Source organism: Citrobacter sp. Cf118 (genome assembly GCF_030334095.1).
In the GTDB taxonomy this organism is placed as follows: Bacteria; Pseudomonadota; Gammaproteobacteria; order Enterobacterales; family Enterobacteriaceae; genus Citrobacter; species Citrobacter freundii.
In genome coordinates this window covers 145,947-161,563 of the sequence record NZ_JAOWES010000087.1, presented here as the reverse complement: position 1 = coordinate 161,563, position 15,617 = coordinate 145,947, and the positions used below count along the sequence as shown (strand labels likewise).

The following is a 15,617-nucleotide window of genomic DNA, read 5'->3' as shown; positions in this document are numbered from 1 at the left end:
TCCGGCGAGGAAATATCAAAGAATAGTGCCGCCTTTGGTCAACTGTTCGCGACGGGCTTCCATATCTTCTTTATGCTGACGGCCATGATGCGCGATAGCCGTACGCAAACGCTGTTGCTGGGTATAGCGGTCTTCCCGGCTCAACGCGACATCATCGCTGAGCTCAATCAGCAATTCATTCATATGCGTAATGACGCTCTCCTCAATGGCGGCATCAACACGTGCGCTGACCTCATCCAGATGCGACATAACCTCTCCTTAACTCATTAATTTAATTTTGCTTTTGAAAAATCACTGCCCATCAGGCTAACGCTGTATCCGCTGACGTTGCTACGCGTAGCGTAGAACGTTTTACCGTTTGCCAGCGCTATCCACGGAGCCTGCTGGTAGAAAATCTCTTGCGATTGCTGGTAAAGCGCGGCGCGCTCTTTCGGTTTGCTCACCAGTTTCGCCTTTTCAACCAGCGAATTATACTCTTTATCGCACCAGCGCGCGGCGTTAGATCCGGTTTTTATGCTGTCGCAGCCCAGCAGCACATCGGCGAAGTTATCCGGATCGCCGTTGTCTGACATCCAACCAAACAACGCGGTGTCGTGCTCACCTTTACGCATTCCGGAGAGATATTCACCCCACTCGTACGAGACAATTTTCGCCTTCACGCCCACCTTTGCCCAGTCGCTCTGGATCATCTCGGCAATCCGTCGGGAGTTCGGGTTGTATGGGCGCTGGACCGGCATTGACCACAGCGTCGCTTCAAAGCCATTTTCCAGCCCAGCCTGCTTCAGCAGGTCTTTCGCTTTTTGCGGGTCGTAAGCGTAATCCTGCAGATCTTTATTGAACCCCATCATATTCGGTGGAATCGGCGATTTTGCCACCGTACCGGAACCTAAGAAGACGGCGTTAATAATGGCCTTTTTATCAGTCGCGTAGTTTAGCGCCTGACGCACCAGTACGTTATCAAACGGTTTTTTCTCGGTATTAAATGCCAGATACCCGACGTTCAGCGCGTCAACCGAATGCAGCGTCAAATCTTTATTCTTTTTAATCTCGTCAAACTGTACGGGCGCAGGTGCTGGGATTATCTGGCATTCATTGGTTTGTAGTTTTGCCAGCCGCGTCTGGACGTTTGGCGTGATTGAGAAGATCAGGTGCTTCGTTGGAACGGCGCCATCCCAGTAGTTAGGGTTGGCAAGATAGCGGATTTGCGAGTCCTGCTTGTACTGCTGCAGCACGTAAGGCCCGGTGCCAATCGGCCAGTTGTCGACGTTTTCCGGTGTACCTTTTTTTAGCATCGCGTCGGCATATTCCGCAGAGAGAATCGAGGCAAAATCCATTCCCCAGTCGGCAAGAAACGCAGCGTTAGGTTCATTCAGGACAAACTGAACGTGATAATCATCGAGCTTCTTCACTTCTTTAATCAGTTTATCCAGACCGACATCGTTAAAGTATTCATAGCTTCCCTGAGAAACCTTGTGATACGGATGATCGGCATCTTTCTGCCGTAATACCGAGAAAATCACGTCGTCAGCGTTGAAGTCGCGGGTCGGTTTAAAGAATTTATTACTGTTGAATTTCACGCCTTGACGCAGGGTAAAGGTGTAAGTCTTTCCGTCCGGAGAAATCGTCCAGTCCGTTGCCAGAGATGGTACCGGGGTATTCTTTACCGGATCAAAGTTGATGAGTCGGTTGTAGAGTACTTGTGAACTGGCCACAAATGAGGGTCCGGAACTGGCAATTTGCGGGTTAAATGACTCCGGCGATGCTTCCGAGCAATAGATGATGGTGTCAGTATTGACCGCGAACGCAACACCTGACGGAATGACGGTGCTGAGAGCCAGCGCGAGTAACGTTTTCCTTGCAATCATGGTTATAAGCCTTCTTATTTTATTATTAACCGAGATATCAGAGCATAGCTGACAAAAACTGACCAATAACAAATCACTATCAGGTTATTCTAATCCGGTGTATTTCGCTGAATAATTCATCACCCTAAGCGAATTAATTTCCCTTAAGTCTTTTTCAAAACGTCAAGATTTTTCCCGGCACTCTATGCCATGAAAATTAGCCCCTTTTTGCCTCTCTTTCTCCGTTTGCTCGTTTTTATAAAACGTAAAGTAGATACGTGAAGAAGTCTAAGGGGTAACAACGTGGCAAAAACTCTCTTGCGCAGCGGCAATTTGGATGACTATCAGGCCGTGGGCGGCGGTGGTCAGGCCGTGTTTGATTCAGCATTGCAAATTCGTGAAACGCTTCGTCTGCGTAAACAGCAGGCGATGGTGGATTGTTTGGCGATCCCACAAATTAACGACAACGGCGATCGGGTTGACTGGTATTCCCCGATAGAAGGGAAAGCCGTGGCGTGGAAAGCCGCTGATGAAGAAGCACGTTTTCGTGCGCTACGCTATCTGGGAAGCACGCTGGAAAATGCGGCGGCTCTGAGCCGTAAAAGCCTGCAGTCGGGAAAAACCTCCCTACAGCTGTTTGGCTCTCTGCTCGAAAAAGCCATCCAGTTTCCCGGTGAAAACCACGTGTTTCTGGTTGATGGCAAACCCGTTATTACGTTCTGGGGCTTCGTCAATCTGAATGAAAATCCCCGCGACGATGTGCTCGATTGCCTGCGACTTGCCGATATTCCTCCTGTCGTTACCGTAGCAGAGCCGGAACAGGAAGAAGAAATCCCCCCGGAAATCACCTTCGCCGAGGCTGATGCGCCTTTATTGACGCCAGTCGTCGAGCTGGCTAAACCGGCTGAACCTGAGCCACAGCCACCGGTTATAGTTAACGAACCGGAGGTTACACCGCCGCTGGCACAAGAGAAACCTGCGCGCCGCCTGCCGCTGTGGAGCCTGCCCGTTGCCGCAGTCATCATTGCCGCCATCGTTGGGCCGCTGCTGTGGAAACAACAGACCACCCAGCCCGTACCCGCAGCCGCCGCTGTTGAAGTCGCTAAGATTGATATGGCACCGCTGCCAGCACTGGCATCTGCATTGCCCCTGCATCGTGCTGAAGTGACTCCAGCTGCGAAGAAAGAGAAACCTGTAGAAGGACCGGTGGTGATCGCCGCGATTCCAAAAGATGCGCTGGTGATGGATGCCAATCAGATGAAGGCAGGAACGACGCGCTTCCTCAATGGTAACTGGCGCGTCATGGTCGATGTTAAAGATCCGGTGAGCGGCAAAGCGCCGTCGCTGCGCTATCAGATCCAGGCCAATAAAGGCACTGCTCGCGTGGTTCATGGTGACAATATTGTTTGTCGTGCCGAGATTTTCTCCGGTTTGCACCAGTCGGGTGAATTAATGATTAAGAGTCGCGGCAATGCCCGTTGTACAGACGGGTCACGTTATCCGATGCCTGAAATTACCTGCAAAGCGGGAACCAACGACGTCGCCGCCTGTACCGCGCGTTATGATGATCACGCGGAAATCCCTCTGACAATCAAAAAGATAGGTGCCTGATTCTATGTTGGTGAATCTGTGTGATTACAAGCAGAGCGTGACGCTCATCGCCAATAGCGGTGTTCAATTCCTGGATTTTGGCCTGACGCCGCAGGAATCTGCGCACCATGGCCGCTTTGTGCGCAAAACGGCAAACGGTCCCCTGCTACGGCTGGATTTCGATCTGGCAACGGGTCGCTATACCTTGCCTGGCAGCACTGGCGGTCAGCCCGAAGTGGTGAAGCCGGAAAGTACCCAGACGCTGCATTATTCTCTGGATGTCCTCGACGGTGTCTGGCTGCCGCTGCCGTTTCTGCGCTTTAACCCACCGCGCACGTTTGTTGAAGGCCCGGATAACTGGGCGCGCGTGCAGGTACGAAAACTGGCGCAACCCGACAGCGCGGGCAACACCCACCGCGTTACCGTGGCGCTGGATAGCCAGCTCACTGAAAATGCCCCTGCAGCGTTAACGCCCAATGAAAACGACCTGCTCAACGGGACACGATTCGCGCTGGCCTGGCATGACAGCGAAATTGCTGATTTCCTTGACCAGACCTGGATTGACGGCTGGTTGCGCGAATCTTTTATGCACCATGTCACCCAACATGAGAATCGCTCAGAACAAGAGATCCAGCTGGCGCTGCGTAACTTTGAATACCAGGCGCACTGGCTGAATGTGCTGACCCTGTTAGGCGAGCAGCTTTCTGTCCCGGAAGTGAAACTGGTTACACATACCCTTAGCACACCCGCTATTCCCGTCGATCTTATTTTAGATATCGGTAATACCCATACCTGTGGCGTCCTGATTGAAGATCACGGGGATGCCAATGACGGGCTGCGTCAGACCGCTGAATTGCAGGTCCGTTCGTTAAGCGAGCCGCAGTTCCTCAACGATCCGCTGTTCACCAGTCGGCTGGAGTTTTCCGAAGCTCGCTTTGGTAAGCAGCATTTTTCCGTTGAGAGCGGACGTGATGACGCCTTTATCTGGCCGTCGATTGTGCGTGTGGGTGATGAAGCCCGTAAGCTGGCAATGCAGCGTATGGGCACCGAGGGCAATAGTGGGATCTCCAGCCCGCGCCGTTATCTGTGGGATGAAACGCCGGTGTTACATGACTGGCGCTTTAGCCAGATGAATGGAAAAACACAGCGCGAACCGCTGGCTACCGCCTTCCCACTGATGAACCTGATGAACGATGACGGGCAACCGCTGTTCAGCCTGCCGCAGGACGATCGTCTGCCGGTATTCTCACCGCAATACAGCCGCAGTACGCTGATGACGCATATGTTATGCGAAATACTGGCCCAGGCGCTGGGGCAAATTAACAGCGTAGCGACGCGTTTGCGCCTCGGATTCCCGGCATCTCCTCGTCAGTTACGGACGCTGATCCTGACCCTACCGTCGGCGATGCCCAAACAGGAACGCGAGATTTTCCGCCTGCGCATGTTTGAAGCTATTGCCCTGGTCTGGAAAGCAATGGGCTGGCACCCGCAGGATGAAGACTTCACTACCCGTAAACAGCAGGAAAAGAGTGTGGTTCCCGTACCTGAAATTCAGATGGAATGGGATGAAGCCAGTTGCGGGCAACTGGTGTGGCTGTATAACGAGGCTATCTCTCACTACGATGGCCACACCGAATCATTCTTTAACGCCCTTGCCCGCCCGGACCGTTTGCCGGAACCCGGTGAGACTAAAGGTCGGGCGCTGCGCGTGGCATCGATCGACATTGGCGGCGGGACAACGGATATGGCCGTCGTCCATTATCAGCTTGATGACGGCGTCGGCGCGAACGTTAAAATTACCCCGCATTTGCTGTTCCGTGAGGGTTTTAAGGTGGCAGGCGATGACATGCTTCTGGACGTGATTCAGCGTTGCGTGTTGCCTGCGCTGCAAACCCGCTTACAACAAGCTGGCGTGACCGATGCCGCTGCATTGCTGGCCACGCTGTTTGGCGATTCCGGTCGTATCGATACCCAGGCGATTTTGCGTCAACAAACGGCATTGCAGCTCTTTATGCCACTCGGTCATGCGGTACTCAGTGCCTGGGAACAAAGCGATATTAACGATCCGGTCGCTGGTCTGCATGCCACATTCGGAGAACTCCTGAGCCAACGACCAACGCGCAACGTGATGAACTACATCCAGCAGGCTATCGACCATGCGTTGCCAGCAGGTTCGCCAGCATTTGATGTTCTGAGCGTGCCGTTGCAGGTACAGTTCAGGCAGTTACAAGAAGCTCTGTTAGCGGGGCAATTTACCCTGACTTCCCCGCTGCACGCGGTTTGTGAGGCTATTTCACATTATCGCTGCGATATTTTATTAGTGACCGGCAGGCCCGCCTGTTTACCGGGCGTACAGGCGTTGATCCGCCATCTGCAACCTGTTCCGGTTAACCGTATGATCTGGATGGATAACTACCGCGTGCATGAGTGGTATCCGTTCAGCCAACAAGGGCGGATTGGTAATCCCAAATCCACCGCGGCAGTCGGCGCCATGCTGTGCAGCCTGGCGCTGGATTTGCGTTTGCCGCGTTTTAACTTTAAAGCTGCCGATATCGGCGCTTACTCGACCGTACGTTATCTTGGCGTACTGGATAACACGGTCAATACCCTGCGCGATGAGAACATCTGGTATCACGATATTGATCTGGATAAACCCGGTGCGAAGCTGGATGCCCGGTTGCACTTCCCGTTACGTGGCAACGTGACGTTAGGATTCCGGCAACTGGCAAACAGCCGCTGGCCTGCCACGCCGCTGTATACGCTCAGCATAAATTCCGCCGAACTGGCAAAAAACATCGCCGGAGATGGCGTGTTGAATGTACGGCTGCAGCTACGCGGCGGCAGCAAAGAAAGTGGTCCAGAATTCTTCGTCCTGAGCGATGCCTGGTTACAGGATGGCACCCCCGTTGCCGCCAATGCCTTAACGTTAAAACTGAATACGCTGGCAGACCGTCGCCATAGCGGAAGCCATTACTGGATCGATAGCGGGAGCGTGTACCTGAAATGAGTAAGATGTTAAATACCGCGCAGGCCGCCATCGAGTGGGTGGTAGATACCCGTCAACGTGCGGCGCGTCTTGATGATGAAGCAGATGCCCTGCTGGCACAGCTTACGCTAGCCGCAGTGAGTGAATCTGCGCTAGAGACAACCTTTTCATCGCAAGGATGTATAGGGTTATACGGACATTCACAATCGGCAAAAGCACATCTGCTTGCGGCATTGTGCAGCAATGCCACTGGCAAAGTGAATATTGTTACCCCGGATCGCAGCTTTGATTATTTCTCGCATATTAATCCTGGCCATGCGCCAACCAATATGGTGATCCGCTTTACGCGCGATGAAAATCAGCATGATAGCGAATGGCCGTTGCGTCTGCGGTTACTCAGTGAAGCGGAACTGGTACAGCTATTTATCGCCCAGTTCAGCGCGCTCCCGGATAACCGGCAGGTCGAGAAATCGATTATTGAGGCGCGCCTGGAAAAATGGCAAACGCTGCGTCAGCGTCACCCTGTGCCGGGCATTACCGCACATGATGTTGCGGCAATCGGTCGTTTCTGGCGCTCCTGCGTACCGGCCAACCAGCAGCAAATTGACGATGCGCTATGGCACCAGTTTGCCACGTTGCTGCCCGCACTGGATCTGACTACCCGGGCAAACGCCTGGGCACTACTGTGGGGAGAACAACCAGAATTGACGCAGCAGTGGCTGACTCTGGCGCACACGTTGCAACAAACCGGACACGCGCAAGAATTAGCGGCCCCGCTGAGTCTGCTGGTTGATCATTTTGGTTTACCTGCCGAAAGTTTCCTGACCCAGGTGGCATTGACCGGCAATAATGAGGCGCAAAGCGATGTGGTGGTTCATCCGATTGAAAATCATCAGTTGCTCAATGCAGTCAGCCTTTCTTTGTCGTCACTGGCGCTGCTCACGCGCGAACTGGTCCTGACGGTTGAAGACGCGGTGCTGGAGAATGTCGATCTGCTCGATATTCCCCTCGCCCCGGATACTCACCCGCATCCACTGTGGCAGGCAAAATTAGGCTGGATGCTGGAACATTATCGCCAGCACCTACAACCGGATGTGCTCTTAATCTGCAACGCTGTCTCTACCCGCGCCCAGACGCCCACCATCACCCGCAAGCTATTGGGCTGGGTTAACGATACTCAACCCGTCCACGACGCCGCATTGCCAGGCGTGGTCTGGGCCATTACCCCGCAGGATGCGCGTTTTAGTACCCAGCAAAATCTTGACGAATCCGTGCAGCAATTAATGGGCAAACCCGGACTGCACTGGGGCACGCTGCAGGCGCTGGATAAACACAGCTTACAACGCCTCGTCGAATGGTTGACTCAGGCAACCTCACCACAGCAGCGCCAGGCCAGGCTGACCTCCCTGCGTGAACAGCACCAGCAGCGCGTACGCGAAACCCTAATCGGCTGGATTAATCCCGTTGAGACCGAATCAGCAAGCAATGAGTCAGTGATCCGCCAGCTACAGGCTCAGGCGGCAAAGCATGGCGAACTGCTGGATGGTTTGCTCCCGCCGATGCGCATTTTTGAATCGCTGCTGCGTATTCAGCAACCGCGCGAGGAGCAGGTAAGTGGTTTATTTAATGAAGAGATTGACCTGTTTGCCGAGGTGCGTGACACAATGCACTCACTGGAAAGCCAGGAGACCGGATATCAGGCACACAAAATGTGGATTAACCACGTGCGCCAGTGGTGTCGCGATGAAAGTAATGCCCGCCGTTTACGACTCGATCCCCGTACGTTAAGGCAGGTTGCCGACATCCTCGTCACCACCAGCTATCGCCTGGAGATGCCGCAGCGCTTACAGCGCATTATGCAGCGCGAAAACGTCTGTGCCGCGCAGCTATACGCCGATATCGGTGATTTTATTACCTGGCTTGGATTTGCCGACGTTGCTGAGGATCAGCGCCCTGCCAGCAGGATCCAGAAAGGATCGGCTATTTTTAGCGCGCCGAAGCAACAGCCGATGTTACGCCTGACGAAGTTGGATGAACAACCTTCGCACGGCGCAAGCCGCTACGTATACGACTGGCTGGTCGCTTTGTATACCCGTGCGAATGAGAACGTGGGGTATCAGCATCCACAGGATGTCAGCGAAGTCGACAAAAAGCGATTAGATGCCCTGCTTTCCGCCTGAAGCGGCGTTTACGCCGTCATCAGAAGAGAGAGAACATTAACGCGACGGGAAAACTCATCGGCCAGGTCGCACCGACTAATACCGCGCTGAGAAAGCGAATTCGCTTTTTATCGCGGGAAAGAAACCAGGTGATGATTGCCGTGATAACGGCCATCACCGCATAAAAAACCAACATTTTTTGGTACAAAGACATGTAAGGCATCCGGGCCGAAAGGTGAAATCGTGCGCAATATGCTCTTTTTCATGACTTACATCAAGTTTTATTAATTAATTTAAGAAAAGCGGCTGTAAAACAACCCATTTTCATTATGTTCAGAATTCGTACTATTGCGGATAGTTATAACCCGTACTATACCCATATGGGTTAAAACGAAAGGTGGCACAAATGAATGTTTCCAGTAAAACGGTGGTGCTGATAAATATATTTGCTGCTGTAGGACTTTTCAGTCTGATTTCCGCAAGGTTCGGCTGGTTTGCTTGATGTAACTCTTCTTGATTAATTGCAGCGTCCGCTGGCAGAGAGGTTCATCTCTCTGCCATCAGTAAACGATCTTCCCACTCTGCCATCACCAGGTAAATTATCCTTAATATGTAATACCACTAATCCTTCTGCGGCATTATATTGCCTGAATAACGGCCTGGCGTTGTGCCGGTATGCTGATGGAAGAAAGCAATAAAAGCACTGTCGCTGACAAACTCCAGATATTGCGCGACCTGGCTGATATGGCATCCGTCAGCCAACATCTCCATGGCTTTTAACAGCCTAAATTGCTGCCGCCAGTCCTGATAATTCATCCCGGTATCCCGGGTAAATATTCGACCTATTGTCCTTTCACATGCCCCAACCTGTCGGGACAATTGATTCAGTCGTGGTGGCAGTTCGCCCATGCGTAATCCTTCAAGCCACACGTTAAGTCGCGGATCTGAGGGATACTGCAATGTCCAGTTTTCACTGTGGGCGGCACGCATTTCCTCACAAAATACGGTTATGAGACTGGTCTGCTGCGCGGCAGGCATCTCCCATGACCAGAAAGACATACGTTCTATCACCTCAAAAAAGAGAGGGTTAACGTCGACTATCTGCAGCGGTAAATCAGATAACGGCAACGTGGTTGAGAAGTACAAAGAACGATAAGCCATCACGCCGCGCATTATGGCGCGATGTACCGTACCGGCTGGGATCCAGACCGCACGACGTGGCGGTAGCAGACACAACGCCTGTTCCAGCTCAATCGTTATGCTTCCCGCTGCCGAATAAAGTAGCTGATGACGAAGATGGCTGTGCCGTCCTGAATCGTGTACGCCCATCTCGGAAGCAATCCCGATTACCGGTTTATCAAAGCTGTCCGCATCAAAAGCATCATCCGGGGCAATTTTCATCTTCTGTCCGATATTTGACATTTAAAGTCCTTATAATGGTAATGCGACATTTTCCTTTCAGCAATAATGCCCGCCTGTTTTCTGTTTCTCTGGATATTGCTATGAACACACTTCATCGACCGCCGCTGTGGCTTCTCACACTCCTGATTATGTTTCCACAACTGGTGGAAACCATTTACAGCCCGGCATTGCCAGGTATTGCGACGTCTTATCACGTCAGCAGTGAGCGCGCGGCTCAAACACTCTCCGTTTATTTTGTTGCCTTCGCCGTCGGCGTGGCGATGTGGGGATGGCTGAGCGACTGCATCGGACGACGCCGGGCGATGATGGCTGGACTCCTGCGCTACGCCACGGGTTCCCTCATGGCCGTTGTTGCCACTGATTTCAGCGTTCTGCTGCTGGCACGGATGGTCTCGGCCATTGGAGCGGCTGCCGGATCTGTAGTGGTACAGACCATGCTAAGGGACAGCTATGAATCAACTGCGCTATCCCGCGTCTTTTCTGTGATGGGCGCCGCGTTGGCATTGAGTCCGGTTTTCGGTCTGCTAAGCGGAGGATGGTTGGTCAGTTTGTATGGTCATACCGGGGTATTTGTTGCCCTTGTGCTGCTGGCGCTACTACTGCTGATGCTGACCATAACCATGCTGCCAGAAACCCGGCCCGAACATACGCTCAGACCAAGGCTTGCTGCGCTACTCTCCCGCATGGCGCGTGACTATGAGCTGTGGAAAAACGCCATGCTGGTTGCTCTACTGAACACCATGCTGTTTAGCTATTACAGCCTGGCGCCGTTTCTTTTTGGGCAACTGGGATGGAGTTCCAGAGCCTTTGGCTTGACGGGGTTGCTACTTGCGTTTGCTTCTCTGTCGGGTAGCCTGCTGAACCAAAGACTGTTAACGACAGGTCTGACGCCGGAGCAACTGGTACGTTATGCCTGTGCGCTGGCAGCGTTGTCAGGTCTCGTAGCGTGGTGCTTACAGCACTCTGCGTGGATCCTGATTCCGGTATTCGGCGTGGTGATTGCCTATGGTATCGCCATTCCCAATGTGCTGAGTCAGGCGCTGCGTCATTATCGAGAACAGGCCGGAGCCGCGGGGGCATTGTTTGGATTAAGCTATTACCTGTTGCTGGGAATGATGCTGGGATTTGCAGGCATGGTGCAACAACTGGGGCTAGTACTGAGCGTCTGTGCCCTACTCGCCTGGCTTTGCAGCCTGGGCCGCTGATAAACCCGATGGCGCTCCTGAAAGCACAAAGCCCCGGCAATATGCTGGGGCTTTATTTTATCAATTAGCCTGACCTCGCGGATATTTCCAACTTACCGCCGTCCGATGGCGACGAGGCCAGTGGCGCGAATAGTATAGGCACACGTTTGCCGAGATTTAGCTATCCGTGCCCCATTTACCGCTCGCGCTTAAAAGATTACTCATGCTTGATCATGACATGGCGAACAATCGTGTAATCTTCCAGCCCATAAACCGACATATCCTTGCCATACCCAGACTGTTTTTGCCCACCGTGCGGCATCTCGCTAACCAGCGTGAAATGGGTATTGACCCAGGTGCAACCATATTGCAGGCGAGCGCTAAAGCGATGCGCACGCCCAACATCCCGGGTCCAGACGGAAGATGCCAGTCCGTATTTCGAATCATTTGCCCACGCCAGCACCTGGTCTTCATCATCAAATACGGTCACGCTGACCACCGGGCCGAAAACTTCCCGCTGCACGATGGCATCTTCTTGCTTCGCCCCGGCCAGCAGCGTTGGGGCAAAGTAGTAGCCTGCGCCATCCACTTTCTTGCCGCCGGTGATAACTTTGATATGCCCCAGGGCTTTGGCCTCATCGACCGCTTTAGAAACGCGATCAAGATGTGCCTGCGAACTTACCGGTCCCAGTTCCGTCGATTCGTCGTTCGGCGCACCAATTTTCAGGCTGGCAACCGCGGCGCCGAGTTTCTCAACCAACGCGTCATAAATGCCTTTTTGGGCATAGATTCGACAAGCGGCGGTACAGTCTTGCCCGGCATTGTAATAACCAAAGGTCCGCACGCCGCTCACTACCGCATCCAGATCGGCATCATCAAAAATGATCACCGGGGCTTTGCCGCCCAGTTCCATATGTGTGCGCTTAATTGACGGCGCGGTGTGCTGAATAATGTGTTCACCGGTTGCAATGGAGCCAGTCAGAGAAACCATGCGGACTTTTTCATGGCCGGTCAGCGGATCGCCCACCGTTTTACCGCGACCAAACAGGACGTTGATAACGCCAGCCGGGTAAATATCTTTGGCAAATTCGGCCAATTTAAGCGCCGTCAGCGGGGTAATTTCTGATGGTTTAATCACCACACAGTTTCCCGCTGCCAACGCTGGAGCCAGCTTCCACGCCGCCATCATCAACGGATAGTTCCACGGTGCAATAGAGGCCACCACGCCCAGCGGATCACGGCGAATCATCGACGTATGTCCTTCCAGATACTCTCCGGCCGCCTGTCCTTGCAGAGTTCGAGCAGCCCCGGCAAAGAAGCGAAAAACGTCGACAATAGCTGGAATTTCATCGTTGAGGACACAGTGCAGTGGCTTACCGCAGTTAAGTGATTCCAGCTCAGCGAAGGTTTGCGCGTTATCGGCAATAGCGTCCGCCAGTTTCAGCAGCAATTCAGAGCGGACTTTCGGCGTGGTTTGCCCCCAGGTGGCAAACGCGGTGTCTGCCGCACGCACCGCGGCATCAACCTGCATGGCTGACGCCTCGGCAATCTCCAGAATGAGTTCACCAGTGGCAGGGTTATAGACTGGCTGCTTTTCACCTTCACCGTTGACCAGCTCGCCATTAATCAGTAATTGATGTTGCATAGCAATTTCCCATATCGTCGTTTATTTACCGTTTCCGGCGAGAGTGTCGCCTTCACGCGTTAGCCACCAGGCCCCTAAAATTGGCAGTGTTGTCACCAGCATTACCAGCAATGCCACAACGTTGGTGACCGGCACATCCCGTGGACGGCCCAATTGATTGAGCAGCCACAGAGGAAGTGTTCTTTCATGTCCGGCGGTGAACGTTGTCACGATGATTTCATCAAACGACAAGGCAAACGCCAGCATCCCGCCCGCCAGTAGTGCCGATGCCAGATTGGGCAGCACGACGTAACGAAAGGTTTGCCAGCCGTTGGCGCCAAGATCCATAGACGCTTCAACCAGACTCCATGAGGTACGGCGAAAACGCGCCACAACGTTGTTAAACACCACCACCACGCAAAACGTCGCATGGCCCACTACGATCGTGAGAAAACCCGGTTCCAGGTTGATGGTTTTAAACGCCGTCAACAGCGCAAGGCCGGTAATAATGCCAGGCAGCGCGATCGGCAACAGTAGCAACAGCGATATTGCACTTTTGCCAAAAAAGTCCCTACGCCACAGCGCGGCCGCGGCCAGCGTCCCCAGAACAAGAGCAATAGCGGTCGACAACGCAGCGATCTTAAGTGACAACGTCACAGACTCCAGGATATCGCTACGCTGCGCCGCAACGCTAAACCACTTCAGCGTTAATCCCTGCGGTGGGAAACTAAAAGCAGCCTCCTCAGTATTAAAAGCATAGGTGGCGATGATGAGGATGGGAAAGTGCAGGAAAATAACCCCACCCCATGCCGCCAGTTTGAGTAACCAGGGCGCGCGTTCAGAGTGCATCAAAAGCTCCCAGACGCTTCACGAACGCCAGATACAGTGCGATTAACACAATCGGCACCAGAGTAAATGCCGCCGCCATCGGCATATTGCCGATCGCCCCTTGTTGCGAATACACCATGTTGCCGATGAAATAGCCCGGTGGTCCCACCAACTGTGGCACGATAAAGTCGCCCAACGTCAGAGAGAAGGTAAAGATAGATCCCGCAGCGATACCGGGTATTGCCAGCGGAAGAACCACATAGCGGAAGGTTTGACGCGGACGCGCCCCCAAATCAGCGGAGGCCTGTAACAGTGACGGCGGAAGTCTCTCCAGTGCGGCCTGTACCGGCAGGATCATAAACGGCAGCCAGATGTATACGAACACCAGAAAGCGCCCTAAGCCTGAAGTCGACAACGTATTGCCGCCTACCGCAGGCAGCGTCAGGAACGAAAGCAGTAGCGGCTCCAGCCCAAGATGGGTTAAAAACCACTGCGCCACACCGTCTTTAACTAACAGCAGCGTCCACGCATAGGCTTTAACGATGTAACTGGCCCACATTGGCAACATTACGGCAATGTAAAAAAAGGCTTTCATTTTGCCGCTGGTATAGCGAGCCATATACCACGCCATCGGAAACGCCAGAATCGCGCTGGCAATGGTGACCGCCACCGCCATCGTCAGGGTACGCAAAATGATGTCGTAGTTAGCAGGATTAAACAGCGCCTGCAAATTCGCCAGCGTCAGGTCCGGCGTGACCGACATAGTGAAATCGTCGAAGGTATAAAAACCTTGCCACAACAGCGTCAGTAATGAGCCGAAGTAGACAATGCCAAACCACATCAGTGGTCCAAGGAGCAGCAAAAACAGCCCCATCCCCGGATTACGCCAGAAGTAACCTGAGATCCGGTTCAGGCTTGTCGACTGTGGAGGCGAATGTAAGACGTTCATAGCCATTCACCTCTCCTCAACCAGCGGTACCATCACGTCGCGGGACCACGATGCCATCACCTGCTGACCCGGCGACAACGTTGACGGTAGCATTTCTCCCGTCAGGTTCGCCTGGCTAACCAGCAGTTTTTCCCCTCCGGCAAGTTTCAGCTCAAACCGCGTCGCCGCCCCCTGATACTGCACCGCCTGAATAACACCCCGGGCCTGGACTTCTCCTCCGTCATCATTCAAGCGAATATGTTCGGGACGTAGGGAGAACATACCCTGTAGCCCACAAACGTTCGCCGACATCGTCGCATCAAAGACATTTGACGTTCCGACGAAACTTGCCACAAACGGCGTCCGCGGACGCATGTAAAGTTCACGCGGAGAATCCACCTGTTCGATGCGACCGTTATTAAACACCGCCACCCGATCGGACATCGACAGGGCTTCACCCTGATCGTGGGTGACAAAGATGAAGGTGATGCCAAGGGATTGCTGTAATTTTTTCAGCTCCAGCTGCATCTGCTCACGCAGTTTGAGATCCAATGCCCCGAGCGGTTCATCCAACAGCAGGACGCGCGGTTCATTGACCAGCGCCCGGGCAATCGCCACACGCTGACGTTGCCCACCGGAAAGCTGCGACGGTTTACGTTCATAAACAAAACCGAGTGCGACCTTATCCAGTGCTTCACGTGCTTTCGCGTGGCGTTGTTTTTTATCAATGCCTTTAACCATCAGCCCATAGGCGACGTTGTCGAGGATCGACATGTGCGGGAATAACGCGTAATCCTGAAATACCGTATTGACGTCCCGTTCCCAGGGCGGCAATTCGCTGGCCTGTTTACCAAAAATAGTGATTGCACCGCCTGACAGTTGCTCAAACCCGGCAATCAGGCGCAGACAGGTGGTCTTGCCGGAGCCGGATGGCCCCAGCATAGAGAAAAACTCACCGTCGTTAATCGCAATACTCACCCCATCCACTGCACGAACATCCCCATACAAACGCGAGACGTTATGAAACTCCACTGCGTACGTCATAAAACCCC

Annotated in this window: 13 protein-coding genes; 5 read left to right on the top strand and 8 right to left on the bottom strand. The window is 53.3% G+C overall.

Annotation, left to right across the window (positions count from 1 at the left end; translation table 11 throughout):
- Nucleotides 1-15: 15 nt before the first annotated feature.
- Both OGX67_RS16030 and OGX67_RS16025 read right to left on the bottom strand, forming a co-directional pair.
- Entirely contained in the window at nt 16-249 is a 234-nt protein-coding gene (locus OGX67_RS16030; RefSeq protein WP_003020183.1) for a YdcY family protein, read from the bottom strand.
- A gap of 17 nt (nt 250-266) precedes the next feature.
- The gene (locus OGX67_RS16025; protein WP_257651197.1) at nt 267-1,865 is read right to left on the bottom strand and encodes an ABC transporter substrate-binding protein; all 1,599 of its coding nucleotides are present in this window, start codon (nt 1,863-1,865) and stop codon (nt 267-269) included.
- 282 nt (nt 1,866-2,147) lie between these two features.
- Here OGX67_RS16025 and OGX67_RS16020 point away from each other — a divergent pair, with 282 nt between their 5' ends.
- The 3 genes from OGX67_RS16020 to OGX67_RS16010 are packed head-to-tail and all read left to right on the top strand — an operon-like array spanning nt 2,148 to nt 8,600.
- Complete coding sequence (locus OGX67_RS16020) at nt 2,148-3,455, top strand: SrfA family protein (protein WP_003020189.1); 1,308 nt, start codon at nt 2,148-2,150, stop codon at nt 3,453-3,455.
- Between the two features lie 4 nt (nt 3,456-3,459).
- A complete protein-coding gene (locus OGX67_RS16015; protein WP_257651196.1) occupies nt 3,460-6,441 on the top strand; it encodes a virulence factor SrfB in 2,982 nt (993 codons plus the stop codon).
- Complete coding sequence (locus OGX67_RS16010) at nt 6,438-8,600, top strand: virulence factor SrfC family protein (protein ID WP_257651195.1); 2,163 nt, start codon at nt 6,438-6,440, stop codon at nt 8,598-8,600. Before OGX67_RS16015 ends, OGX67_RS16010 begins: the two co-directional genes overlap by 4 nt.
- A 19-nt stretch (nt 8,601-8,619) precedes the next feature.
- Here OGX67_RS16010 and OGX67_RS16005 read toward each other — a convergent pair whose 3' ends face one another.
- A complete protein-coding gene (locus OGX67_RS16005; protein WP_003020198.1) occupies nt 8,620-8,793 on the bottom strand; it encodes a GhoT/OrtT family toxin in 174 nt (57 codons plus the stop codon).
- A 192-nt stretch (nt 8,794-8,985) separates the two neighbouring features.
- Here OGX67_RS16005 and yncL point away from each other — a divergent pair, with 192 nt between their 5' ends.
- Nucleotides 8,986-9,081 carry a stress response membrane protein YncL gene (yncL, locus tag OGX67_RS16000; protein ID WP_071524268.1) on the top strand — a complete coding sequence of 32 codons (96 nt, stop codon included), beginning with the start codon at nt 8,986-8,988 and terminating at the stop codon, nt 9,079-9,081.
- 119 nt (nt 9,082-9,200) lie between these two features.
- Here the strand turns inward: yncL and OGX67_RS15995 are convergent, their stop codons facing one another.
- On the bottom strand, nt 9,201-9,980 hold the full coding sequence (locus OGX67_RS15995; RefSeq protein ID WP_071696151.1) for an AraC family transcriptional regulator: 780 nt from the start codon (nt 9,978-9,980) through the stop codon (nt 9,201-9,203).
- Between the two features lie 101 nt (nt 9,981-10,081).
- Here OGX67_RS15995 and OGX67_RS15990 point away from each other — a divergent pair, with 101 nt between their 5' ends.
- The gene (locus tag OGX67_RS15990; RefSeq protein WP_286526806.1) at nt 10,082-11,206 is read left to right on the top strand and encodes a multidrug effflux MFS transporter; all 1,125 of its coding nucleotides are present in this window, start codon (nt 10,082-10,084) and stop codon (nt 11,204-11,206) included.
- 196 nt (nt 11,207-11,402) lie between these two features.
- On the opposite strand, the gene patD is transcribed toward OGX67_RS15990, so the two are convergent.
- The 4 genes from patD to OGX67_RS15970 are packed head-to-tail and all read right to left on the bottom strand — an operon-like array spanning nt 11,403 to nt 15,609.
- Nucleotides 11,403-12,830, bottom strand: coding sequence for an aminobutyraldehyde dehydrogenase (gene patD, locus OGX67_RS15985; RefSeq protein WP_257651193.1), 1,428 nt, complete (start codon nt 12,828-12,830; stop codon nt 11,403-11,405).
- A 21-nt stretch (nt 12,831-12,851) separates the two neighbouring features.
- Nucleotides 12,852-13,658, bottom strand: coding sequence for an ABC transporter permease (locus OGX67_RS15980; protein ID WP_003020204.1), 807 nt, complete (start codon nt 13,656-13,658; stop codon nt 12,852-12,854).
- Entirely contained in the window at nt 13,648-14,592 is a 945-nt protein-coding gene (locus tag OGX67_RS15975) for an ABC transporter permease (RefSeq protein WP_257651192.1), read from the bottom strand. The genes OGX67_RS15980 and OGX67_RS15975 overlap by 11 nt, the downstream gene beginning before the upstream one ends.
- Nucleotides 14,593-15,609, bottom strand: a complete 1,017-nt coding sequence (locus OGX67_RS15970; RefSeq protein WP_071696128.1) for an ABC transporter ATP-binding protein — start codon at nt 15,607-15,609, stop codon at nt 14,593-14,595.
- Nucleotides 15,610-15,617 lie beyond the last annotated feature (8 nt).